Raw genomic sequence first — 22,728 nt, 5'->3', positions numbered from 1 at the left:
GCAGTGCATCTGTCCTACCGCCACGCTGGCCCCCGTCCGACTTGTCCGCTAGCATCGCCCTTTTGCCAGACTGGACTGCCGACCATGAAAATCGTCTCCTTCAATATCAACGGGCTGCGGGCTCGCCCCCATCAGCTGGCGGCGCTGATTGAAAAGCATCAACCCGACGTGATTGGCCTGCAGGAAACCAAGGTGCATGACGACCAGTTCCCCTTGGCCGAAGTACAGGCACTGGGCTATCACGTGTATTACCACGGCCAGAAAGGCCACTACGGCGTGGCCCTGCTGTCGCGCAAAGAAGCCTTGAGCGTGCACAAAGGCTTTGCCAGCGATGAAGAAGATGCCCAGCGCCGCTTTATCTGGGGCACCTTCGCCGATGAAAATGGCCATCCGGTGACCATCATGAACGGCTACTTCCCTCAGGGCGAAAGCCGCGACCACCCAACCAAGTTCCCGGCCAAGCAGCGCTTCTACGAAGACCTGCAACAGCTGCTGGAAAGCCAGTTCAGCAATGACCAGGCACTGGTGGTGATGGGCGACGTGAATATTTCCCCGGAAGACTGCGATATCGGCATCGGCGCCGACAACGCCAAGCGCTGGCTGAAAACCGGCAAGTGCAGCTTCCTGCCGGAAGAGCGCGAGTGGATGGCCCGCCTGAAGAACTGGGGCCTGGTGGACAGCTTCCGTCACCTCAACCCCGATGTGACCGACCGTTTCAGCTGGTTCGACTACCGCAGCCGTGGGTTCGAGGATGAGCCCAAGCGTGGGCTGCGGATTGACGTGATCATGGCCTCCAATGGCTTGCTGCCGCGCGTCAAGGATGCCGGTGTGGATTACGATCTGCGTGGCCTGGAGAAGCCGTCTGACCATGCGCCGATCTGGTTGGAACTGAGCTGATTCCCTGGCCGGACTCGGTCAAATGGGGGAGGTCCCGCTGAATCTCCGATTTAGCGCGGTCGCACGACAAACTTGAACCCCTGTGGCGAGCGGGCTTGTCGAATCGTCGCACCGCCCCTCCCACCGTTTGATTGGCGGCATGCCAGTCATATTTATGCAACCTGACTGACTTAATCTCGCGGCACTCCCTTTGGCTTGAGAAGGTGCCGGCATGATGCTGCGCGTTCTGTTCCTGTTGTGTAGCGCGTTTTCCCTCTCGGCTGTTGCTGCCCCTCTACCCGTTCCCGACCAAGGCCCTGCCCTGCGCATCCAGGGCTCGAACACTATTGGCGCAGCGCTGGGGCCGGCGCTGGTCAAGGGTTTGATGGAGCAGCAGGGGCTGCAAGGCGTACACAGCGAACCCGCCGAAGGCGCCAATGAACAACGGGTCGTCGGCAAGACGCGCCAGGGCAAGGTCGTGACCATAGAGGTCGCGGCCCATGGCTCCAGCACCGGGTTTGTCGCGCTGAAAAAATCCAGCGCCGACCTGGCAGCTTCATCCCGCCCGATCAAGGACAGTGAACTGGTGGAGCTCGAACCCCTGGGTGACCTGAAAAGCCCTGAGGCCGAGCAGGTCATCGCCATCGACGGCCTGGCGATCATCCTCAATCCGCGCAACCCGCTGGACACCCTGGACACCGAGCAACTGGCGCAGATCTTCAATGGCGAAATCAGTACCTGGGAGGCGCTGGGCGGTGTCGGCGGGACGATCAATCTGTACGCGCGCGATGACCAGTCCGGTACCTATGACACCTTCAAGGAACTGGTGCTGAGCCGGCGCGGCAAACCCCTGGCGGCGTCCGCTAAGCGTTTCGAGTCCAGCGAGCAACTGTCCGACGCGGTGAGCCGTGACCCCCATGGCATCGGCTTTATCGGCCTGCCCTATGTGCGTCAGGCCAAGGCGGTGGCGATTGTCGATGGTGACTCGCAACCCATGTTGCCCTTGAACAGCCTGATCGCCACGGAGGATTACCCTCTCTCCCGACGACTGTTCTTTTACCTGCCACCGTCCACACGTAATCCATGGGCCAAGGCGCTGGTGGACTTTACCCAGAGCAGCAAAGGCCAGGCGATTGTCGCGGCCAACGGATTTATCGCACAGCAGGTGCAGGCGATTGGGGTAGAGCCGCGCGCGTCGATGCCCGAGGACTATCAGGCGATCGCCCGCGACGCCCAGCGCCTGACGGTGAATTTTCGTTTCGAGGAAGGCAGCGCCAGCCTGGATAACAAGGCGCGTCAGGATCTGCAACGCGTGGTGGCCTATATCAAAAGCCACGACAAGCTCGACAAGCAGGTGACGCTGGTAGGGTTTGGCGATGCCAAGAGTGACCCGCAGCGCGCGGCGCTGCTGTCGAAATTGCGGGCGATGGCGGTGCGCCGTGAATTGGTCAAGAGCGGCGTGGTGCTGAGGGATATTCGCGGGTTCGGCGCGCAGATGCCGGTGGCGGCGAATACCGCGGATGAAGGGCGGATCAAGAATCGGCGGGTGGAGGTTTGGGTGTACTGAGGGCTGTGGGATCTTCAGGGCCTGATCCGGCCTCATCGGGGGCAAGCCCCCTCCCACACTTTGAATGTATTCCCAAATCAAAATGTGGGAGGGGGCTTGCCCCCGATTGCAGGCGACGCGGTGTTACTGCCCGCTGCGCATCATCTCCCGTGGCACATACTTGCCGATCTCGAACTTGCCGATCGCCGCGCGGTGCACTTCGTCCGGGCCGTCGGCCAGGCGCAGGGTACGTTGCATGGCGTACATGTAGGCCAGCGGAAAGTCGTTGGAAACCCCGGCGCCACCATGAATCTGGATCGCGCGGTCGATCACTTTCAACGCCACATTCGGCGCCACGACCTTGATCTGGGCGATTTCGCTTTTCGCCACTTTGTTGCCTACGGTGTCCATCATGTACGCCGCTTTCAGGGTCAGCAGGCGCGCCATGTCAATTTCCATGCGCGAGTCGGCGATCTTGTCGATATTGCCGCCCAGGCGTGCCAATGGCTTGCCGAATGCGGTGCGGCTGACGGCGCGCTTGCACATCAATTCCAATGCGCGCTCGGCCATGCCGATGGAGCGCATGCAGTGGTGGATGCGGCCCGGGCCAAGGCGACCCTGGGCGATTTCAAAGCCACGGCCTTCGCCGAGCAGCACGTTTTCATACGGCACGCGCACATTGTCGAACAGCACTTCGGCGTGGCCATGGGGCGCGTCGTCGTAACCGAACACCGGCAGCGGGCGCACTATCTTCACCCCCGGGGCGTCCACCGGCACCAGGATCATCGAGTGTTGCTGGTGACGCGGTGCATCAGGATTGCTCAGGCCCATGAAGATCAGGATCTTGCAGCGCGGGTCGCAGGCGCCGGAGGTCCACCACTTCTTGCCGTTGATCACCCACTCGTCGCCCTGGCGTTCGGCGCGGGCAGCCATGTTGGTGGCGTCCGAGGAGGCCACATCGGGCTCGGTCATGGCGAAGGCCGAGCGGATCTCGCCGCGCAGCAGCGGTTCGAGCCAGCGTTGTTTCTGCTCTTCGTTGGCGTAGCGCACCAGCACTTCCATGTTGCCGGTGTCGGGGGCCGAGCAGTTGAACGGCTCCGGGCCCAGCAGCGAGCGGCCCATGATCTCGGCCAGTGGCGCGTATTCAAGGTTGGTCAGGCCGGCGCCCAGCTCGGATTCAGGCAGGAACAGGTTCCACAGGCCCTCGGCTTTGGCTTTCGCCTTCAGCTCTTCCATGATCGCGGTGGGCTGCCAGCGGTCGCCTTCGCTGACTTGGCGTTCGAACACCGGCTCGGCCGGGTAAACGTAAGCGTCCATGAACGCTGTAACGCGTTCACGCAGTTCCTGAACCTTGGGCGAATAGGCGAAATCCATGAGCAGCTCCCTTCTTGGAGAGGTTGTTTAGGTCATGCATTCGATGCTAGAACAGCGTTGATAATTTACCTAGCCTATTCTCGGCGTGTATTAACATTCATCACCGATATATGATCGACGTATGGCCACCTAACAATAAGAGCGCAACGAAATGAATCTGAGCAAGGTCGACCTCAACCTCTTCATCGTCTTTGACGCGATCTACACCGAAGCCAACCTGACCCGCGCCGGGCAGATTGTCGGCATTACCCAACCAGCGGTATCCAACGCTCTGGCCCGCTTGCGCGAGACCTTCAACGACCCGCTGTTCGTGCGCACCGCCCAAGGCATGGTGCCCACGCCGATGGCGCAGAACATCATCGGTCCGGTGCGCAATGCGTTGTCGTTGCTGCGGGTGTCGGTGCAGGAAAGCCGGATTTTCAACCCTCAGCAGGCGGCCAAGACCTATCGCATCAGCATGACCGACCTCACCGAGGCGGTGATCCTGCCGTTGCTGTTCCAGCGTCTGCGCCGCCTGGCACCGACGGTGGTGATCGAGAGTTTCCTGTCCAAGCGCCGCGAAACCACCAAGGAACTGGCCGCCGGGCGCCTGGATTTTGCCGTGGACGCGCCGCTCAACACCGACCCGCAGGTGCGCCACGTCAAGCTGATGGAAGACCGCTACGTCTGTGCCATGCGCAAGGGCCATCCCATGGCGGGCAAGGACAAATTCACCTTGGATGACTACCTGTCGCTGACCCATATCCATATCTCCAGCCGCCGAAATGGCCTGGGCCATGTCGACCTGGCCCTGGGCAAGATGGGCATCCAGCGCAAGATTGCCCTGCGCTCCCAGCATTACCTGATGGCCTCCCAAGTGTTGCAGCAGACCGACATGGTGATGACCGTGCCCGAACGCTTCGCCCGCCGTCATGACCTGCACTGGTTCAACCTGCCGGTCAATGACGTGCCGCCGGTGGAAACCCACCTGTACTGGCACGAAAGCACCGACCAGGACCCGGCCAACCGCTGGATGCGTGAGCAAATGATCGAGTTGTGCCAGCAAGTCACGGCTCACGAAAAGAAGCTGGATAAACAGCAGGCCTGAGGGTGAAAAGCCTCCCCTGTGGGAGGGGGCTTGCCCCCGATGGGCTGCGCAGCGGCCCTTGACGTTCACGTCAACCTGCCATTAGCTTAACGCCAAGACCTTCTTGAGCGCCCCCATGAGCACGACCTACAGCATCTCCGACCTCGCCCGCGAGCTCGACATCACCACCCGCGCCATTCGCTTCTATGAAGAACAAGGCCTGCTGGCCCCGGAACGCCGAGGCCAGGAACGCATCTACTCGGCGCGGGACAAGGTCAGCCTGAAGCTGATCCTGCGTGGCAAGCGCATCGGTTTTTCCCTGGCCGAATGCCGTGAATTGATCGAACTCTACGACCCCGCCAGCGGCAACCATATCCAGCTCAACAGCATGCTGGCGAAGATCGCCGAACGCCGTGAACAGTTGGAGCAACAGTTGCTGGATATCGAACAAATGAAGCTGGAACTGGACACCGCCGAAGAGCGCTGCACCCAGGCCCTGGCCGAGACCATCCAAGGCCAGGCTGGCCATTGAACAGAAGGTAGTTGCCATGTCCCTCCCCTCACACGTGCGCCTGGTCGAAGTCGGCCCGCGCGACGGTTTGCAGAACGAAGCCCAACCCATCAGCGTGGCCGACAAGGTGCAGTTGGTGGATGCCCTGAGTGCCGCCGGCCTGGGCTATATCGAGGTGGGCAGTTTCGTCTCGCCCAAATGGGTGCCACAGATGGCCGGTTCCGCTGAGGTGTTTGCGCAGATCCAGCGCAAGCCCGGTGTCACCTATGGCGCGTTGGCACCGAACCTGCGCGGGTTTGAAGACGCGCTGGCGGCCGGCGTGAAGGAAGTCGCAGTGTTTGCGGCAGCCTCCGAGGCGTTTTCCCAGCGCAATATCAACTGCTCCATCAGCGAAAGCCTGGAGCGTTTTGCGCCGATCATGGCGGCGGCCAAGCAGCACGGCATCAGTGTGCGTGGCTATGTGTCCTGTGTGCTGGGTTGCCCGTACGAAGGCGCGGTCGCCCCGGAGCAAGTGGCGGCAGTGGCTCGTGAGCTGTATGCCATGGGCTGCTATGAAGTGTCCCTGGGCGACACCATCGGCACCGGCACGGCCGGCGCCACGCGGCGGCTGTTCGAGGTGGTGGGTGCGCAGGTACCGCGGGACAAGTTGGCGGGGCACTTCCACGACACGTATGGGCAGGCGATCGCCAATGTCTACGCCAGCCTGTTGGAAGGGATCAATGTGTTCGACAGCTCTATCGCGGGCCTCGGCGGCTGCCCCTACGCCAAGGGCGCCAGCGGTAACGTCGCCACCGAGGACGTGGTGTACCTGCTCGATGGGCTGGGGATCCACACGGGCATCGACCTGGAGCAACTGATCCGGGCCGGCCAACAGATCTGCACGGTGCTGGGCCGCCCCACCGGTTCGCGTGTGGCCAAGGTGCGTAGCACACAGTGAGTAACCGATCCGTGACGATGTGTTACCGCACCGCTACACATCGAGTAACACGGGAACATATTTTGTGGCATTCGCCGTAGGCCAAATCGCACACAAAAATTAACTCATTGATTCCAAAAGACTTTATAAAGTTGGCACGGGTTCTGCTATCTCTATGGCATAACAAGAATAAAAAGCGCCAAACCTAATAAAAATAAGACGTAACGACTCTGACATAACAAAAACAACACGGCAGAGACGCAGCTAACAGATTTTTTTGGAGAAGATGTGCTTCGCAGGGTACGGCATGCCGAAACCCGCAACCGGATAGAGAAAAATAAAACTACCTCAGGTAGCTGCCACTGGTTGGATCGCTTGCGAAGAAGCAGATCAGCGCTCAAAAAAATACGTTTGCTCTTGACCCCGGATGGGGGTCGCCAAAAACAGCGGTAAAGGGTCACGGTTACCAAAAACAACAACAGACCGCCCCTCAATAATAAAAAAAGAGCAGGCAACGACAAATTAAAGGGGACCCTAGGGTCCCCTTTGTGCTGTGTGCACGCCTCCTCAGGCAGAGGCGCTTTCCCTCAGTCGTTGCGCGATGCCAACTCCTCGATACTGATCTCGCGCATGCGGAATTTCTGGACCTTGCCCGTAACGGTCATCGGAAATTCGTCCACGAACTTGAAATGCTTGGGCGTCTTGAAGTGCGCGATGCGCCCCTTGCACCAGGCGTGCAACTCCAGAGCACTGGCCACGTGCCCGGGATGGAACTTGATCCAGGCCACAATCTCTTCGCCATAACGCTCATCCGGAACACCAATAACCTGCACGTCGGCCACCGCCGGATGAGTGAAGAAAAACTCTTCCAGCTCGCGCGGGTACACGTTCTCGCCACCGCGAATGATCATGTCTTTGTTGCGCCCGGCGATGCATACGTAGCCGTGCGCGTCCATGGTCGCCAGGTCGCCGGTGTGCATCCAGCCCGCGTCGTCGATGGCCTCGCGGGTACCTTCCGGGTTGTTCCAGTAGCCGAGCATCACGCTGTAGCCACGGGTACACAGCTCGCCCGTCTCGCCGCGCGCCACGGTGTTACCGTCGATGTCGATGATCTTGTGTTCGAGGTGTGGCTGGGTACGCCCCACCGTGGTGACCCGACGCTCCAGGTCATCATCGGCGCCGGTCTGCAACGACACCGGGCTGGTTTCGGTCATGCCGTAGGCAATCTGCACCTCGCCCATATGCAATTCGCCGATGACCCGGCGCATCACTTCAATGGGGCACGTGGCGCCGGCCATGATGCCGGTACGCAGGGACGACAGCTCCAACTCGCCCCGGCGCGGATGATCGAGCATGGCGATAAACATGGTGGGCACGCCGTACAGGCCAGTGGCGCGCTCTTCGGCGACGGCGGTGAGCGTCAGCAGCGGATCGAAGCCGTCATTGGGGTAGATCATGGTGGTGCCATGGGTGATACAGCCCAGGTTGCCCATCACCATGCCAAAGCAGTGGTACAGCGGCACCGGGATCACCAGGCGATCCTGCGCGGTGAGGCCCAGGCTTTCGCCGACCATGTAGCCGTTGTTGAGGATGTTGTGGTGACTGAGGGTGGCTCCCTTGGGGAAGCCGGTAGTGCCGGAGGTGTACTGGATATTGACGGCTTGATCAAAGCGCAGGCTGGCTTGACGGCTGCGCACCTGTTCCGGCGCGACGCCTGCCCCGAGTGCCGCCAACTGCGACCAGGGCAGGAAACCCGGGGGCGGATTGGGGTCAAGGCTGATGACGCCACGCAGGTCGGGCTTCAGCGCCTGCACCATGGCATGGTAATCGGACGTCTTGAATGACCCGGCGCACACCAGCCACTGGCAACCGGATTGCTTGAGCACGTATTCCAACTCACTGCTGCGATAGGCCGGGTTGATATTGACCAGGATCACCCCGAGCTTGGCGCTGGCGATTTGGCTGATACACCATTCGGCGCAATTGGGCGCCCAGATGCCCAGGCGGTCGCCGGTTTGCATGCCCAGGGCCAGGAACGCGCGGGCGTGCAGGTCAACGGTCTGGGCCAGTTGCCGCCAGGTGTAGCGGCGCTGTTGGTGGCGCACCACCAGGGCTTCGCCATCGGGATGCTGCGCAACGGTGCGATCGAAGGCCTGACCGATGGTCATGGCCAGCAGCGTCTTGTCCTGGGAGCCACGGCTGTAGCTCGGATTCGGTTGATCCATAACGACCCCTGTTGTCTTTTTTGTAGGTTGACGTAAACGTAAACTACGATTGACAGCACCGCAACGCAAGCTTACGTTAACGTAAAGGTGATCGCCCTCCCCCGGCGCCCCACCCACATAACAACAAAGCTCAACTTAAGGTGCCCGTCCATGAGTTATCCCTCCCTGAACTTCGCCCTCGGTGAAACCATCGACATGTTGCGCGACCAGGTGCAGTCCTTCGTGGCCAAGGAGATCGCCCCTCGCGCGGCACAGATCGACATCGACAACCTGTTTCCCGCCGACCTGTGGCGCAAGTTTGGCGACATGGGCCTGCTGGGCATCACGGTGCCGGAAGCGTACGGCGGTGCCGGCCTGGGTTACCTGGCCCACGTGGTGGCCATGGAAGAAATCAGCCGCGGTTCGGCGTCGGTGGCGCTGTCCTACGGCGCCCACTCCAACCTCTGCGTCAATCAGATCAACCGCAACGGCAACCATGAGCAGAAGCTCAAGTACCTGCCTCAATTGATCAGCGGCGAACATGTGGGCGCCCTGGCCATGAGCGAGCCGAATGCCGGCTCCGATGTGGTCTCGATGAAGCTGCGCGCCGACAAGCGTGGCGACCGCTACGTGCTCAACGGCAGCAAGACCTGGATCACCAACGGCCCTGACGCCAACACCTATGTGATCTACGCCAAGACCGACCTGGAAAAGGGCCCCCACGGCATCACCGCCTTCATCGTCGAGCGTGACTGGAAAGGCTTCAGCCGCAGCAACAAGTTCGACAAACTGGGCATGCGCGGCTCCAACACCTGCGAGCTGTTTTTCGATGATGTGGAAGTCCCCGAAGACAATATCCTCGGTGCCCTCAACGGTGGTGTGAAAGTGCTGATGAGCGGCCTGGACTACGAACGCGTGGTGCTCTCCGGTGGCCCGACCGGGATCATGCAGGCGTGCATGGACCTGATCGTGCCCTACATCCACGACCGCAAGCAGTTCGGCCAGAGCATCGGCGAATTCCAGCTGATCCAGGGCAAGGTCGCCGACATGTACACCCAGCTCAATGCCAGCCGCGCCTACCTCTACGCGGTGGCGCAAGCCTGCGAGCGTGGCGAAACCACGCGCAAGGATGCGGCCGGGGTGATCCTCTACAGCGCCGAACGCGCGACGCAGATGGCCCTCGATGCCATCCAGATCCTCGGCGGCAACGGCTATATCAACGAATTCCCTGCCGGACGCCTGCTGCGTGACGCCAAGCTGTATGAAATCGGGGCCGGCACCAGTGAGATTCGGCGGATGCTGATCGGTCGCGAACTCTTCAACGAAACCCGCTGAAGGAGCACGTCATGGCCACCTTGCACACCCAGCTCAACCCGCGCTCGGCGGAGTTCATCGCCAATGACGCAGCGATGCGCCAACAGGTCGACGCCCTGCACACCCTGCTCGCCCACGTGCAGCAGGGTGGCGGCGCCAAGGCCCAGGAGCGCCACACTTCACGCGGCAAACTGTTGCCACGCGAGCGCATCAACCGCTTGCTCGACCCAGGCTCACCGTTCCTTGAACTCAGCCAACTGGCCGCCCACCAGGTGTATGGCGAAGACGTGCCTGCCGCCGGCGTGATTGCCGGGATAGGCCGGGTCGAAGGGGTCGAATGCATGATCGTCGCCAACGATGCCACGGTGAAGGGCGGCTCCTACTACCCGCTGACCGTGAAGAAACACCTGCGCGCCCAAACCATCGCCGAGCAGAATCGCCTGCCCTGCATCTACCTGGTGGACTCCGGTGGCGCCAACCTGCCGCGCCAGGATGAAGTGTTTCCCGACCGTGAGCACTTCGGGCGGATCTTCTTCAACCAGGCGAACATGAGTGCCCAGGGCATCCCGCAGATCGCCGTGGTGATGGGTTCGTGCACCGCCGGCGGCGCCTACGTGCCGGCGATGGCCGACGAAGCGATCATGGTGCGCCAGCAGGCCACCATCTTCCTCGCCGGCCCGCCGCTGGTGAAGGCGGCGACCGGTGAAGTGGTCAGCGCTGAAGACCTCGGCGGTGCCGATGTGCACTGCAAGATTTCTGGCGTAGCCGACCACTATGCCGACAGCGACGAGCACGCCCTGGCCCTGGCCCGCCGCAGCGTCGCCCACCTCAATTGGCACAAGCAGGGCCAGTTGCTGCAACGCACGCCGGTAGCGCCGTTGTATAGCAGCGAGGAGCTCTATGGCGTGATCCCGGCCGATGCCAAGCAACCGTTCGATGTGCGCGAAGTGATCGCACGGCTGGTGGACGGCTCGGTGTTCGATGAATTCAAGGCCCTGTTCGGCACCACCCTGGTGTGCGGTTTTGCCCACCTGCATGGCTATCCGATTGCGATCCTGGCCAATAACGGGATTTTGTTTGCAGAAGCCGCGCAAAAAGGCGCGCACTTTATCGAGCTGGCCTGCCAGCGCGGGATTCCGCTGCTGTTCTTGCAGAACATCACCGGCTTTATGGTCGGCCAGAAATACGAGGCCGGCGGTATCGCCAAGCATGGCGCCAAGCTGGTCACCGCCGTGGCCTGCGCCAAGGTGCCGAAATTCACGGTGATCATCGGCGGCAGCTTTGGTGCCGGTAACTATGGGATGTGCGGCCGCGCCTACGACCCGCGCTTTTTATGGATGTGGCCGAACGCGCGCATCGGTGTGATGGGTGCCGAGCAGGCCGCAGGGGTGCTGGTGCAGGTCAAGCGTGAACAGGCCGAACGTGCAGGGGTTGCGTTCAGTGCCGAGGAAGAAGCGGCGATCAAGCAGCCGATCCTCGACCAGTATGAAACCCAGGGCCATCCCTACTACTCCAGCGCGCGCTTGTGGGACGACGGCGTCATCGACCCGATGCAGACCCGCGACGTGCTGGCCCTGGCGCTGTCTGCCGCGCTGAATGCCCCCATCGAGCCGAGCCGCTTCGGCGTGTTCCGCATGTAACCTGCAGTGGAGCTCCTTGCATGAGCGATTTCAACACCCTCGAACTGATCACCGACAGCCGTGGCTTTGCCACGCTATGGCTCAGTCGTGAAGCCAAGAACAACGCATTCAACGCCGAGATGATCCGCGAACTGATCATCGCCCTCGACCAGGTGCAAGGTGATCCGTCCCTGCGCTTCCTGGTCCTGCGCGGGCGCGGCAAGCACTTCAGCGCCGGGGCCGACCTGGCCTGGATGCAGCAATCGGCCGAGCTGGACTACCACACCAACTTGGACGACGCCCGCGAACTGGCCGAGCTGATGTACAACCTGGCCAAGCTGAAGATCCCCACCCTGGCGGTGGTGCAAGGCGCGGCCTACGGTGGCGCATTGGGCCTGATCAGTTGCTGCGACATGGCGATTGGTGCCGATGACGCACAGTTCTGCCTGTCAGAAGTGCGTATTGGCTTGGCGCCAGCGGTGATCAGCCCGTTTGTGGTACAGGCGATCGGCGAGCGCGCAGCCCGGCGTTATGCGCTGACGGCCGAACGGTTTGGCGGCCAACGGGCGCGGGATATCGGCCTGCTGGCGGAAAGCTATCCGACCGATACGCTGGAACAACAGGTCGCGCAATGGGTTGCCAACCTGCTGCAAAACAGCCCGGCGGCGATGCGCGCCAGCAAAGACTTATTGCGCGAGGTCGGTAACGGCGCCCTCACCCCGGCCCTGCGCCGTTATTGCGAAAATGCCATCGCCCGCATTCGCGTCAGCGCCGAAGGCCAGGAAGGCTTGCGCGCGTTCCTGCAAAAACGTACGCCCAGCTGGCAATCCCAGGAGCCCCGTTCATGAGCACACTGACCACCGTACTGGTGGCCAACCGTGGTGAAATCGCCTGCCGGGTGATGCGCACCGCCAAGGCCATGGGCTTGACCACCGTCGCTGTACACAGCGCCACGGACCGCGACGCGCGCCATAGTCGCGAGGCGGATATCCGCGTCGACCTGGGGGGCAGCAAAGCCACGGACAGCTACCTGCAGATCGACAAATTGATCGCCGCGGCCCAGGCCAGCGGCGCCCAGGCGATTCATCCGGGCTACGGCTTCCTGTCGGAAAACGCCGGGTTTGCCCGCGCGGTCGAGGCCGCTGGCTTGATCTTCCTCGGCCCGCCCGCCTCGGCGATCGACGCCATGGGCAGCAAGTCGGCCGCCAAGGCGTTGATGGAGACCGCCGGCGTGCCGCTGGTGCCGGGTTACCACGGCGAAGCCCAGGACCTGGAGACGTTCCGCGATGCCTGCGCGCGTATCGGCTACCCGGTGCTGCTCAAGGCCACCGCCGGCGGCGGCGGCAAGGGAATGAAAGTGGTCGAGGACGTCAGTCAGTTGGCCGAGGCATTGGCCTCTGCCCAGCGCGAGGCGCTGTCGTCGTTCGGCAATGGGCAGATGCTGGTGGAAAAATACCTGCTCAAGCCGCGCCATGTGGAGATCCAGGTGTTTGCCGACCAGCAGGGGCATTGCCTGTACCTCAATGAGCGCGATTGCTCGATCCAGCGTCGGCACCAAAAAGTCGTCGAGGAAGCCCCGGCGCCTGGCTTGAGTACTGAACAGCGCAAGGCCATGGGCGAAGCGGCGGTACGCGCAGCCCAGGCCATTGGCTATGTGGGCGCGGGCACGGTGGAATTTCTGCTGGATGCCCGTGGCGAGTTTTTCTTTATGGAAATGAACACGCGCCTGCAAGTGGAACACCCGGTGACTGAAGCGATTACCGGCCTCGATCTGGTGGCCTGGCAGATTCGCGTGGCCCAGGGTGAAGCGCTGCCGATCACCCAGGCACAAGTGCCGCTGATCGGCCATGCCATCGAAGTACGGCTGTACGCCGAAGACCCCTCCAACGATTTCCTGCCGGCCACCGGGCAGCTGGCGCTGTACCGCGAATCAGCCCCCGGCCCGGGGCGACGCGTGGACAGCGGCGTCGAGCAGGGCGACAGCGTGTCGCCCTTCTACGACCCGATGCTCGGCAAGCTGATTGCCTGGGGCGAAGACCGTGAACAGGCGCGATTGCGGCTGTTGAGCATGCTGGATGAATTTGCGGTGGGCGGGCTGCGGACCAACCTGAGCTTCCTGCGTCGAATCATCGCCCACCCCGCGTTTGCCGCGGCGGAACTGGATACCGGGTTTATCCCGCGCTATCAGGATGAGCTGCTGCCGGTACCTGGCGCCTTGGGCGATGAGTTCTGGCAGGCCGCGGCCGCGGCGTTCATACAGAGCTTGCCGGCCGGTGACGGGCCTTGGGCGGACACGCGCGGTTTTCGTGCCGGCCTGCCCGCCGAAGTCTCGCTGCACTTGAGCTGCAATGGGCAGGATCGGTTGGTGACATTACCCACCCAGCCCCCGCTGTTGCGCGGCGAACAGCTGCTGATCGAGCACCAGGGCGTACGCCGCGCTCATCTGGCGGTGCGCAGCGAAAGCACCCTGTACCTGCGCTGGGATGGCGAGTTGCACGCGGTCAGCCTGTTCGACCCGATTGCAGCGGTCGAGGCCGGCCAGCTCCATCAAGGCGGCCTGACCGCGCCCATGAACGGCAGCATCGTGCGGGTGCTGGTGGAAGTCGGCCAAGCCGTGGAGGCCGGCATGCAACTGGTGGTGCTGGAAGCCATGAAGATGGAACACAGCATCCGTGCGCCCCAGGCCGGGGTGATCAAGGCGTTGTTCTGCGAGGAAGGTGAAATGGTTGCCGAAGGCTGCGCGCTGGTGGAGCTCGAAACAGCCGACTAGAACTTCGCCGTGGCCTGCACCACCACGCCGAGGATGCGGCAATCCTCGGTGAACCGCTGCTTCGGATAGGTGGGGTTGAGCGGCACCAGGTAAAGCTGGCCGCTTTCTTCCATGAGTTGGCGAAAAGTCGCCTGGGGGCTGTCAGCCCATTGGGCGACCACCAGCTTGCCAGGTTGGGCATCGATAGCCGGGTCCACCAGGATCAGCATGCCCGCACCGATGCTCAGACCGCTGGGGGCGGTCATGGCGTCTCCCCTCACCGGGAGCCAGAAGGCGTCCCCGCGGGCGTGGTAGTCCGTCAGTTCGAAGCGGGTGGTGGCGTACGCGCCGTGCTCTTCGCGAATTTCGCACATGCCCGTCCAATCGTTGACCGGGTATCGAAAGTACGGGTTGTAGGGAGGTTGCGCGGGCAGTGTCTCGGCGGTCTTTTCGCGAATCTGCAAGGCGACTTCCAGGTAGCCCAGCCCCAGTTCCGCGAGAACCCGGTTCATGTCGGCCAGGCTTGGCACACGGCGTTTGTTGAGCCAATGGCCCACCCCGCCCTGGGACATGCCCAGGCGTTCGGCCAGTTGATCCTGCGTGACCTTGCGGTCTTTCATGTTGGCTTTGACCAACGCTATCCAGTTATCCATGGTGCGTGACAATACGATGCGTATTTTTCAGGGCAATAAACAGTTTGTAGTAATCCATAAAACGACATAAATACGATACGTACTATCATCGAACATAAGGTTTTCGACACCCACCCAGAGTACCGCCCCTTATGACGACAAGCCCGCACCGCCTGCCTGAAACACCCGAAACCAGCGAATTGCTCGACATGCGCGGCAGCAGCGCCGCCCAGCGAGCCCTGGACTATTACTTGAAAGAAGATATGTCGCCATCGCCCTCGGATGACACCTTCTTTCGCGTCAAACCCGACATCAGCCACGAAGAAGCCCTGGTGCACGCCTCGGACCTGCTGCGCAGTGCTGCCGCCACCGCCTACGAATCAGCGAACAGCCATCAAGGCAATCAACGCGACCTGGCATTCTCAGTGGTGTATTTGATCGATATGGCGAAGGCGATGGTGGAGCAGTCGCTGCAGGCGCCGAGGGCTCAGGCAAGCGTGTGACGGGCGCGCAGGAAAAATATTTCTATCTCACGGATAAAAACATTTGACTTGCAAATGATAATGATTATTATTGGGCTCAGCTGATCGCGAGATCAGTCGATAGACCAAGGGACCTTAGGTCGGACTCTTGGAATATCTCCTCATCAGGCTAATCACGGTTTTTGACCCGGCTCTTTGGCCGGGTCTTTTTTTTTGCCAGTTTCCCTGGCATGGCTTCAGGCTAATGAAGACTGTGTGTTGCTGAATGGCGCGCATGGTAGCAAAAGACCATCGTCCAAAGAAAGCCGGTCGAAGGCTCTAGCCCAGTTCTTTGAGAAATAGCGCTTGAGAATCAATCTCATAGATTCTAAGCTGCCCCAGCGTCAAGGACGACGCCCCCCTCCTCCGCAACAATTTTGCGTCAAGATTTTGCCCGGTGCCTGTGTAATATAACCGCCACAACATTCATACCCAGGCAACCCGACTATGACCGTGGCCTTGACCTCTATCAAGATCAGCACCGACTTCGACAGTGGCAATATCCAGGTTCTGGATGCCAGCGATGCCTATCAGTTGCTGCTCGCCATCGAACCCGATACCCGCAGCGCACATTTCCAGTGGTTCCACTTCAAGGCCGAAGGCATGCACGTGGGCCATACCCACACTTTCCGCCTGAGCAACGCCAGCCATTCTTCCTATAAGCATGCGTGGAGCGGCTACAACGCTGTCGCCTCCTACGACCATATCAACTGGTTCCGCGTGCCCACGCGCTTTGATGGCGAGACCTTGCACATCAGCCTCGAAACCCGTGAGAAACACGCCTGGTTCGCCTACTTCGAACCCTACAGCCGCGAACGCCACGACTGGCTGATCGAGCAGGCCGTGACCCGCGCGGGTGCTAAATTGCTGGCCACCGGTAAAAGTGTCGAAGGCCGTGATATCCAGTTGCTACGTCGTGGCAAAGGCGGCAGCAACCGGCGCAAGGTCTGGATCATCGCCCAGCAACACCCCGGCGAACACATGGCCGAATGGTTCATGGAAGGCATCATCGAACGCCTGCAACAGGATGGCGATGCCGAGCTGAGGAAGCTCCTGGCCGTTGCCGACCTGTACCTGATCCCCAACATGAACCCTGACGGTGCCTTCCATGGCCACTTGCGCACCAACGCCATGGGCCAGGACCTCAACCGCGCGTGGCAGAGCGCCAACCAGGAAACCAGCCCGGAAGTGCTGTTCGTGCAGCAACAGATGGAAAAGCATGGCGTCGACCTGTTCCTCGACATCCATGGCGACGAGGAAATCCCCCACGTGTTCACCGCCGGTTGCGAAGGCAACCCGGGATACACCCCGCGCATCGAAGCCCTGGAAAAACACTTCCGCAGCCACCTGAGCGCGCTGACCCGTGACTTCCAGACCACCCACGGCTACACCCGCGACCTGCCGGGCGAAGCCAACATGACCTTGGCCTGCAATGCCGTCGGCGAGAAATACGATTGCCTTTCGCTGACCCTGGAAATGCCGTTCAAGGACAACGACGATGCGCCCAACCCACACACCGGCTGGTCGGGCAAACGTTCGATGCAATTGGGTAAGGATGTGTTGAGCACGATCGCCGATATCGTGACCGTCCTGCGCTAACCCTTGCCTGGGCCGGCAAGGGTTCAATGGCAGCCTCAGTCTTTGGTACCGGTCATGCTTTGCAACACGCCATCGCGCCGAATCAGCCCGTGGAATAACGCCGCCGCCAGGTGCAAAAGCACCGTCAGGAACAGCAGGTAGGCCAGATACCCATGGGCCTTGCGTAACACCGCGAACAACGGGGCATTCGCGCCTACCAGCGCCGGCAGCTGTATCGAACTGCTCAGCATCACCGGGTCGCCCGCCGCTGAAATCATCGCCCAACCCAGCAGCGGCAGCACCAGCATCAAGGCATACAGCACCAGATGAGACACCTTGGCCGCCAGTGTTTGCCACAACGGCAAATCGCTGGGCAGCGGTGGTTGGCGCGTGGAAAAGCGCACCACCAGCCGCACGATCACCAGCGCCAGAATCGCAATCCCCAACGGCTTGTGCAGGTGAATCAACCATTCATGCCGCTCGGACACCGACGCGGCCAACCCCGCACCGATAAACAGCATCGCGATGATCATCAACGCCATCAACCAATGCAGCAGGCGCGCCAGGGGCGTGAAAAACCGTGGTTGGGCATTCATGGCTGCGACTCCTGAGGGGCGTTGTGCAAGGGGCTGACTTCGCCAGCGCGACGCAGGTAAGAACTGGCATACGCAGCCGAACGGGCCGCCAGCAGCGGATCATTGGACGCCTCGATACCGCTCGGCAAAATCAACGGGTCGAAGTTGATGTCACGGCAATCCCCATCGACCTGTGGCTGGCTGCTGTTCAGCACCAGGCTGCCGACGTTGATGACCTTGTGCTCACCGGCCCAGGTCTTGCTCGCATCGTCCAGCGGGTCACCGGGGTTGGCCAGGGTCATGTTCAATTGCCAGCGCAGCGGCCCTGCCGCCAGGCGCTGCACCAGGTCTTTCTCCAGAAAGTCATTGCCTGCCGGTGCGCTATCGCCGGGTGCATCCTGGCTCTGCGGTACGACGCCCCAACGCACGGCCTGGCGTTTGCCGTCGGCGTTCACCAGGTAAAACGCATTGATGCCGTTGTAGGTTTCAGTGGCATAGCTGGCCGATGGCCTGGCGGTCTTGACCCACGCCAGGAACGGCGCGGTCTCAGGGTGAGAAGCAAAAAACGCCGGCATACTCGCCGGGTTCGGCTTGCCGGTGGCCGGGTCGGGCGCGCCGGCCTTGAGCAGTTGATAGAACGCCTCGGGCGTGCCCACCGGGAACACCGGCATGCTGTTCATCCCAGTGCGCCATTGCTGGCCGTTGGCTTGGGTAAATTGCACGGCAAAACTGCGGATCGGCACGCTGCTGTCCGGTGCATAGGGGTTGCCGCTGGGCAAGGCAAATCGGCCGATGATCGGGGTTTTGGCTGCGCTGAAGACTTGGGCACTGGAATACGCGCGCGCCTCGGCGCTGCTCTCGAAATAACCCGCGACGCACACACCCTTGGCGTGGTTGCGGCGGAACCCCGGATGCACACCGTTATTGGTTTCCAGGGCATTGACCAGCGTCGTGGGCCGCAGGCGTTGTGGGTCGAGGGTGCCGTTGACGTAGGCAAACGCCCCCGCAACAACCGCAACAACCGCACCGATGCCGACAAGTCGAGCAATCAGGCTCGCAGTACTCAGCGCAAGACGGGGTGGTGGTGAGTGATCTACCATCAGGAAACTCCAGGGCCAAGGGCCTTTGGGGATGAACATAGGGTCGGTGCATTGAGACGAATGCCGATCCGCTCTATTCCCTGGCCTTTGATTTATTTTCGAGAAAGGGGAATAACCTTCAGCGCCGGACGTCTCTCTAGTCCCAACGTAGCGACCAGCCAGCATCCCATGCACGAACTCGACGAACAGTTACGTGAACTCATCCCCAGGCTGCGGCGCTTTGCCGTGTCCCTGACCCGTCACGCCAGCAGCGCCGACGACTTGGTGCAGTCGACCCTGGAACGGGCGATCATCCGCTGGGACGACAAACGTCTGGAAGGCGACCTGCGCGCCTGGCTGTTCTCGATCCTCTACCGGCAGTTCCTCGACGCCCATCGACGCACCCGCCGCTATGCACGCATGCTCGAATTCTTCACCGGGCGCGATGATGCCGAGCCCTCGGTCGAGCGCACGGTGATGGCCCAAGCCACCTTGCAAGCCTTCGATCAACTCAACACCGAGCAACGTGCGCTGCTGCTGTGGGTGTCGGTCGAAGGTTTGAGCTACAAGGAAGTCGCAGAAATCCTCGACGTGCCCATCGGCACGGTGATGTCGCGCCTGTCGCGGGCGCGCCAGGCCCTGCGCCAACTCAGCGATGGCGAAATCGCCAGCCCTTCCCTGCGGATACTCAAATGATCAGCCTGCCCCCCAGCGAACGCGATTTGCATGCCTACGTCGATCACCAGCTCCTGGAGAGTGATCGGCGTGTGCTTGAAACCTACTTGGCGGCCCACCCCGAGGTCGCGGCCCAAGTCCACGCCTGGCAGCAGGATGCGCAATTGCTGCGCGCGGCACTGAGTGGCGTCCTGCACCAGCCGGCCAACCCTGGGCTGGACCCGATGCTGATTCGCCAGCGCATCAAACATCAGTCCCGCCGCCATTTCGCGACAGCGGCGGTGCTGCTGATTGCCGTCAGCCTCGGTGGCATTGGCGGCTGGCACGCCCGTGAAGCCACGCAACCGCCGCTGCTGCCCATGGCCGACGCCATGCAGGCCTACCGCCTGTTTGCCCAGGACGGCATCATGCCGGCCGACTACCGCTCTTCAGACAGCGGCACGATGCAAACCTGGCTTGATCGCTACTTCAACCAGGCCCACCGCCTGCCAGACTTGAGCCAGGCAGGTTTCAAGCCAGTCAGCGCACGCTTGCTCACCACCGAGCAAGGCGCAGCGGCGATGGTGTTGTACGAAGACGCGCAAGGTCGACACATCAGCTTCTACATCCGCCCACCGGGCCCGGACAACGGCTTTCTGCCCCGCGGCAACCGCAGCGCTGACGGCTTACACGCCGAATACTGGTCCGGCGCCGGCTACAACTATGCGATGGTCAGCCCGGTGGATCAGCCCACCGCGCCGCTGTTGAAGTTCTAGAAACTCCAGCACCACGGTATCGGTCCAGGTCTCGGCGTTGCAGGTGCACCCGGCCCTCCCAAACCCGCGCCGCCTGCTGAGCGCTTGGGCGGGTGTCTATAGGCCATGCCTTTTCGAGATGGCTGGCGGCGCCCTTCTCGATTGGTCAAAACATGGCCGGAGCTCTAAAGTAAGCGACCACCGCACCACAGAGTGACTTGCATTGGCCGTGTTTCCCCTGATCCGACGCCTGCTCGGTAAAACCCCCGGCACCCGCGTCGACGCCTCCATCCCGATGTTCTTTCAGCACAAGGCCGAGCAACAGGGCTACACCCTCAGCGCCGGCCAGGCCCAGGCGATCGCCGCCATGGCCCGCGAAACCGCGCACCTGCTGGCCGGCCAACCGACCCGCAGCCTGTACCTGCACGGCCCGGTGGGGCGCGGCAAAAGCTGGCTGCTCGATGGTTTTTTCCAGGCGTTACCAATGGCCGAAAAACAACGCGTGCATTTCCACGACTTTTTCGCCCGCCTGCACCGGGGCATGTTCGCCCATCGTCAGCAGCCAGACGCACTGGCCACGACCCTGGATGAGCTGCTCGAGGGCTGCCGCGTACTGTGCTTCGACGAGTTCCACGTCCACGATATTGGCGATGCCATGCTGATCAGCCGGCTGTTCAAAGCCTTGTTCAAGCGCGGTGTCCTGGTGCTGGTCACCTCCAACTACCCGCCCGCGGGCCTGTTGCCCAACCCCCTGTACCACCAGCGTTTCAAGCCGGTGATCGACTTGATCGCGGCGCGTATGGAGGTGTTGGAAGTCAGTTCGCCCCGCGACTTCCGCAGCCTGCCCCAGGCCCATGCCGAACAGCGCTTCACCCAGGGGCAATACGTGTGGCCGGGCACGCCGGCACAACGTGAGGCCCTTGGCTTGCCCACCACCGATTGCCCGCCGCAGCCCCTCAGCGTCGGCGCCCGCCAGTTGACCTGCCGCCAGCGCGAAGCACACCGCATCGCTTTCACGTTCAGCGACCTGTGCGAACAACTCACTGCGGTAATGGACTACCTGCTGCTGTGCGACGACTTCGACCACTGGATCATCGATGGGCTGCCATACCTGGCGGATTGCCCGATCGCCGTGCAACAGCGCTTTATCAACCTGGTAGACGTACTCTACGACCGCGATAAGCAGTTGACCCTGATCGGCGAACAGCCCCTGGCCAAATCCCTGGAAGGCCAGGCCATCGACCTGGCCCGCACGGCCAGCCGCCTGAACCAATTGCAAACGGTCAGCCCGCAACGCGCGCCCGACCCGGTATCATGAGCGCCTTTTACGCCCTCTTGCCGAGTGACCGCGCCGTTCATGAATACCCTCGCCCAACTCAAGGCCGGCCAACTGGCCGGTATCACGCGCCTGGACCTGTCCTGCGGGCTGACTGAATTCCCCCGGGAAATCTTCGAACTGGCCGACTCCCTGGAAATCCTCAACCTCAGCGGCAACGCCCTGAGCAGCCTGCCGGATGACCTGCATCGCCTGCCGCACCTGCGCGTACTGTTCTGCTCGGACAACGCCTTTACGGAACTGCCCGAATGCCTGGGCCAGTGCGCCAAACTGAGCATGATCGGCTTCAAGGCCAACCAGATCCGCCACGTACCGGCGGCAGCGCTGCCGCCGCAGTTGCGCTGGCTGATCCTCACCGATAACCGCATCAGCCAACTGCCCGACGAACTAGGCCAGCGGCCGTTGCTGCAAAAACTGATGCTGGCCGGCAACCAACTCGCGCATTTGCCGCCGAGCCTGGCCAACTGCCAGAACCTTGAGCTGATCCGCATCGCCTCCAACCGTCTGACCCGCTTGCCCGAATGGCTGCTGACACTGCCGAGCCTGACCTGGCTGGCCTACGCCGGCAACCCGGTGGAAATGGCGGTTGACGTGGCCGCCGACGACGCGACACCGGATATTCCCTGGTCGCAACTGGCGCTCGCCGACGTGCTCGGGGAAGGTGCCTCCGGAGTGATTCGCAAGGCCATGTGGCAACCTGAGGCCAAGCCCGTCGCGGTCAAACTCTATAAAGGCGCCATCACCAGCGACGGCTCGCCATTGCATGAAATGCAGGCCTGCATCGCGGCCGGGCAGCACCCCAACCTGATCAAGGTCGAAGGCCGTGTGGTGGGCCACCCCGACGGCCAGGCCGCGCTGGTGATGGACCTGATCGAACCGAGCTACCGTAACCTCGCCGCCCTGCCCAGCCTCGCGTCCTGCACCCGCGACATCTACGACCCTGCTACCCGCTTCAGCCTCGCCGTGGCATTGCGCATGGCGCGGGGCATCGCCTCGGTGGCCGCACACCTGCACCGGCACGGCATCACCCATGGTGACCTGTACGGCCACAATATCCTGTGGAATGCGGCGGGTGATTGCCTGCTGGGGGATTTTGGCGCCGCGTCATTCCATGCCACGGCAGATACCCTGGAGACCAGGGCGTTGCAGCGCATTGAAGTGCGGGCGTTCGGGGTGTTGCTCGGGGAGTTGCTGGAGCGGATCGACACGGGCTTGAGCGACGACACGCGTCAGGTGCTAGAAGGCTTGCAGGCGCGCTGCTGCCAGCCGGAGGTGTTGGCACGGCCGAGTTTCGAGGAAGTCGAAGCGCTGCTGCAATCTATCCCACACCCCTGAACCCAATGTGGGAGCAAGCCCCCTCCCACACTGGATCGCGGGTGGCAGGTAGAGAGCAGCCCGGCTGTGGATCTCGTGGATACCGCCA

General features: G+C 62.0%; 20 protein-coding genes. 15 read left to right on the top strand and 5 right to left on the bottom strand.

What is annotated here, in order from left to right; translation table 11 throughout:
- Positions 1 to 84: 84 nt before the first annotated feature.
- Entirely contained in the window at positions 85 to 897 is an 813-nt protein-coding gene (gene xthA, locus ACODSV_RS29500; RefSeq protein WP_024076235.1) for an exodeoxyribonuclease III, read from the top strand.
- A 211-nt stretch (positions 898 to 1,108) separates the two neighbouring features.
- A complete protein-coding gene (locus tag ACODSV_RS29495) occupies positions 1,109 to 2,443 on the top strand; it encodes a substrate-binding domain-containing protein (protein WP_102624831.1) in 1,335 nt (444 codons plus the stop codon).
- Between the two features lie 123 nt (positions 2,444 to 2,566).
- Here the strand turns inward: ACODSV_RS29495 and ACODSV_RS29490 are convergent, their stop codons facing one another.
- Positions 2,567 to 3,796 carry an acyl-CoA dehydrogenase gene (locus ACODSV_RS29490; protein ID WP_150056269.1) on the bottom strand — a complete coding sequence of 410 codons (1,230 nt, stop codon included), beginning with the start codon at positions 3,794 to 3,796 and terminating at the stop codon, positions 2,567 to 2,569.
- 151 nt (positions 3,797 to 3,947) lie between these two features.
- Between ACODSV_RS29490 and ACODSV_RS29485 the strand changes: the two genes are divergently transcribed.
- The 3 genes from ACODSV_RS29485 to ACODSV_RS29475 all read left to right on the top strand — a co-directional run bounded on the left by ACODSV_RS29485 (position 3,948) and on the right by ACODSV_RS29475 (position 6,310).
- Positions 3,948 to 4,883: a LysR family transcriptional regulator gene (locus ACODSV_RS29485; RefSeq protein WP_024076238.1), complete on the top strand. Its 936-nt coding sequence runs from the start codon at positions 3,948 to 3,950 to the stop codon at positions 4,881 to 4,883.
- Positions 4,884 to 4,998: 115 nt separating this feature from the next.
- Positions 4,999 to 5,394: a MerR family transcriptional regulator gene (locus ACODSV_RS29480; protein WP_024076239.1), complete on the top strand. Its 396-nt coding sequence runs from the start codon at positions 4,999 to 5,001 to the stop codon at positions 5,392 to 5,394.
- 16 nt (positions 5,395 to 5,410) lie between these two features.
- A complete protein-coding gene (locus ACODSV_RS29475) occupies positions 5,411 to 6,310 on the top strand; it encodes a hydroxymethylglutaryl-CoA lyase (RefSeq protein ID WP_024076240.1) in 900 nt (299 codons plus the stop codon).
- Positions 6,311 to 6,876: 566 nt separating this feature from the next.
- On the opposite strand, the gene ACODSV_RS29470 is transcribed toward ACODSV_RS29475, so the two are convergent.
- Positions 6,877 to 8,514: an AMP-binding protein gene (locus ACODSV_RS29470; RefSeq protein ID WP_150054016.1), complete on the bottom strand. Its 1,638-nt coding sequence runs from the start codon at positions 8,512 to 8,514 to the stop codon at positions 6,877 to 6,879.
- A gap of 150 nt (positions 8,515 to 8,664) precedes the next feature.
- Here ACODSV_RS29470 and ACODSV_RS29465 point away from each other — a divergent pair, with 150 nt between their 5' ends.
- From ACODSV_RS29465 to ACODSV_RS29450, 4 genes are read left to right on the top strand one after another with little or no spacing between them, the layout of a single operon-like run.
- Positions 8,665 to 9,828 carry an isovaleryl-CoA dehydrogenase gene (locus ACODSV_RS29465; protein WP_024076242.1) on the top strand — a complete coding sequence of 388 codons (1,164 nt, stop codon included), beginning with the start codon at positions 8,665 to 8,667 and terminating at the stop codon, positions 9,826 to 9,828.
- Positions 9,829 to 9,839: 11 nt separating this feature from the next.
- Complete coding sequence (locus ACODSV_RS29460; RefSeq protein WP_024076243.1) at positions 9,840 to 11,447, top strand: carboxyl transferase domain-containing protein; 1,608 nt, start codon at positions 9,840 to 9,842, stop codon at positions 11,445 to 11,447.
- 20 nt (positions 11,448 to 11,467) lie between these two features.
- Positions 11,468 to 12,274, top strand: a complete 807-nt coding sequence (locus ACODSV_RS29455; RefSeq protein ID WP_024076244.1) for a gamma-carboxygeranoyl-CoA hydratase — start codon at positions 11,468 to 11,470, stop codon at positions 12,272 to 12,274.
- Entirely contained in the window at positions 12,271 to 14,196 is a 1,926-nt protein-coding gene (locus tag ACODSV_RS29450) for an acetyl/propionyl/methylcrotonyl-CoA carboxylase subunit alpha (RefSeq protein WP_454843502.1), read from the top strand. The genes ACODSV_RS29455 and ACODSV_RS29450 overlap by 4 nt, the downstream gene beginning before the upstream one ends.
- Here ACODSV_RS29450 and ACODSV_RS29445 read toward each other — a convergent pair.
- Entirely contained in the window at positions 14,193 to 14,828 is a 636-nt protein-coding gene (locus ACODSV_RS29445; protein WP_150055159.1) for a LexA family protein, read from the bottom strand. The genes ACODSV_RS29450 and ACODSV_RS29445 overlap by 4 nt on opposite strands.
- 131 nt (positions 14,829 to 14,959) lie before the next feature.
- On the opposite strand from ACODSV_RS29445, the gene ACODSV_RS29440 reads away from it, so the two are divergent.
- Both ACODSV_RS29440 and ACODSV_RS29435 read left to right on the top strand, forming a co-directional pair.
- Positions 14,960 to 15,310, top strand: coding sequence for a DUF6124 family protein (locus ACODSV_RS29440; RefSeq protein ID WP_102624835.1), 351 nt, complete (start codon positions 14,960 to 14,962; stop codon positions 15,308 to 15,310).
- Positions 15,311 to 15,775: 465 nt separating this feature from the next.
- Positions 15,776 to 16,927 (top strand): M14 family metallopeptidase, encoded by a 1,152-nt coding sequence (locus ACODSV_RS29435; RefSeq protein WP_150055160.1) that lies wholly within the window; start codon positions 15,776 to 15,778, stop codon positions 16,925 to 16,927.
- Between the two features lie 35 nt (positions 16,928 to 16,962).
- On the opposite strand, the gene ACODSV_RS29430 is transcribed toward ACODSV_RS29435, so the two are convergent.
- Together ACODSV_RS29430 and ACODSV_RS29425 are read right to left on the bottom strand one after the other, a co-directional pair.
- Positions 16,963 to 17,502: a cytochrome b gene (locus tag ACODSV_RS29430; protein WP_102624837.1), complete on the bottom strand. Its 540-nt coding sequence runs from the start codon at positions 17,500 to 17,502 to the stop codon at positions 16,963 to 16,965.
- Positions 17,499 to 18,581: a catalase family peroxidase gene (locus ACODSV_RS29425; protein WP_150055161.1), complete on the bottom strand. Its 1,083-nt coding sequence runs from the start codon at positions 18,579 to 18,581 to the stop codon at positions 17,499 to 17,501. The genes ACODSV_RS29430 and ACODSV_RS29425 overlap by 4 nt, the downstream gene beginning before the upstream one ends.
- 168 nt (positions 18,582 to 18,749) lie before the next feature.
- Here ACODSV_RS29425 and ACODSV_RS29420 point away from each other — a divergent pair, with 168 nt between their 5' ends.
- The 4 genes from ACODSV_RS29420 to ACODSV_RS29405 all read left to right on the top strand — a co-directional run bounded on the left by ACODSV_RS29420 (position 18,750) and on the right by ACODSV_RS29405 (position 22,640).
- Positions 18,750 to 19,256, top strand: a complete 507-nt coding sequence (locus tag ACODSV_RS29420) for an RNA polymerase sigma factor (RefSeq protein ID WP_024076251.1) — start codon at positions 18,750 to 18,752, stop codon at positions 19,254 to 19,256.
- A complete protein-coding gene (locus tag ACODSV_RS29415; RefSeq protein ID WP_150055162.1) occupies positions 19,253 to 19,990 on the top strand; it encodes an anti-sigma factor family protein in 738 nt (245 codons plus the stop codon). Before ACODSV_RS29420 ends, ACODSV_RS29415 begins: the two co-directional genes overlap by 4 nt.
- Before the next feature lie 202 nt (positions 19,991 to 20,192).
- Positions 20,193 to 21,287 (top strand): cell division protein ZapE, encoded by a 1,095-nt coding sequence (gene zapE / locus ACODSV_RS29410; RefSeq protein ID WP_024076253.1) that lies wholly within the window; start codon positions 20,193 to 20,195, stop codon positions 21,285 to 21,287.
- A 39-nt stretch (positions 21,288 to 21,326) separates the two neighbouring features.
- A complete protein-coding gene (locus ACODSV_RS29405) occupies positions 21,327 to 22,640 on the top strand; it encodes a protein kinase (protein WP_150055163.1) in 1,314 nt (437 codons plus the stop codon).
- Positions 22,641 to 22,728: the final 88 nt, after the last annotated feature.

Source organism: Pseudomonas sp. FG86 (assembly GCF_057808775.1).
This window is presented reverse-complemented; position numbering and strand designations above follow the sequence as displayed.

Bases quoted from the DNA above. Each gene is read 5' to 3' on its own strand.
- xthA (WP_024076235.1), top strand. From the start codon at position 85: ATGAAAATCGTCTCCTTCAATATCAACGGGCTGCGGGCTCGCCCCCAT.
- ACODSV_RS29495 (WP_102624831.1), top strand. From the start codon at position 1,109: ATGATGCTGCGCGTTCTGTTCCTGTTGTGTAGCGCGTTTTCCCTCTCG.
- ACODSV_RS29490 (WP_150056269.1), bottom strand. From the start codon at position 3,796: ATGGATTTCGCCTATTCGCCCAAGGTTCAGGAACTGCGTGAACGCGTT.
- ACODSV_RS29485 (WP_024076238.1), top strand. From the start codon at position 3,948: ATGAATCTGAGCAAGGTCGACCTCAACCTCTTCATCGTCTTTGACGCG.
- ACODSV_RS29480 (WP_024076239.1), top strand. From the start codon at position 4,999: ATGAGCACGACCTACAGCATCTCCGACCTCGCCCGCGAGCTCGACATC.
- ACODSV_RS29475 (WP_024076240.1), top strand. From the start codon at position 5,411: ATGTCCCTCCCCTCACACGTGCGCCTGGTCGAAGTCGGCCCGCGCGAC.
- ACODSV_RS29470 (WP_150054016.1), bottom strand. From the start codon at position 8,514: ATGGATCAACCGAATCCGAGCTACAGCCGTGGCTCCCAGGACAAGACG.
- ACODSV_RS29465 (WP_024076242.1), top strand. From the start codon at position 8,665: ATGAGTTATCCCTCCCTGAACTTCGCCCTCGGTGAAACCATCGACATG.
- ACODSV_RS29460 (WP_024076243.1), top strand. From the start codon at position 9,840: ATGGCCACCTTGCACACCCAGCTCAACCCGCGCTCGGCGGAGTTCATC.
- ACODSV_RS29455 (WP_024076244.1), top strand. From the start codon at position 11,468: ATGAGCGATTTCAACACCCTCGAACTGATCACCGACAGCCGTGGCTTT.
- ACODSV_RS29450 (WP_454843502.1), top strand. From the start codon at position 12,271: ATGAGCACACTGACCACCGTACTGGTGGCCAACCGTGGTGAAATCGCC.
- ACODSV_RS29445 (WP_150055159.1), bottom strand. From the start codon at position 14,828: ATGGATAACTGGATAGCGTTGGTCAAAGCCAACATGAAAGACCGCAAG.
- ACODSV_RS29440 (WP_102624835.1), top strand. From the start codon at position 14,960: ATGACGACAAGCCCGCACCGCCTGCCTGAAACACCCGAAACCAGCGAA.
- ACODSV_RS29435 (WP_150055160.1), top strand. From the start codon at position 15,776: ATGACCGTGGCCTTGACCTCTATCAAGATCAGCACCGACTTCGACAGT.
- ACODSV_RS29430 (WP_102624837.1), bottom strand. From the start codon at position 17,502: ATGAATGCCCAACCACGGTTTTTCACGCCCCTGGCGCGCCTGCTGCAT.
- ACODSV_RS29425 (WP_150055161.1), bottom strand. From the start codon at position 18,581: ATGGTAGATCACTCACCACCACCCCGTCTTGCGCTGAGTACTGCGAGC.
- ACODSV_RS29420 (WP_024076251.1), top strand. From the start codon at position 18,750: ATGCACGAACTCGACGAACAGTTACGTGAACTCATCCCCAGGCTGCGG.
- ACODSV_RS29415 (WP_150055162.1), top strand. From the start codon at position 19,253: ATGATCAGCCTGCCCCCCAGCGAACGCGATTTGCATGCCTACGTCGAT.
- ACODSV_RS29405 (WP_150055163.1), top strand. From the start codon at position 21,327: ATGAATACCCTCGCCCAACTCAAGGCCGGCCAACTGGCCGGTATCACG.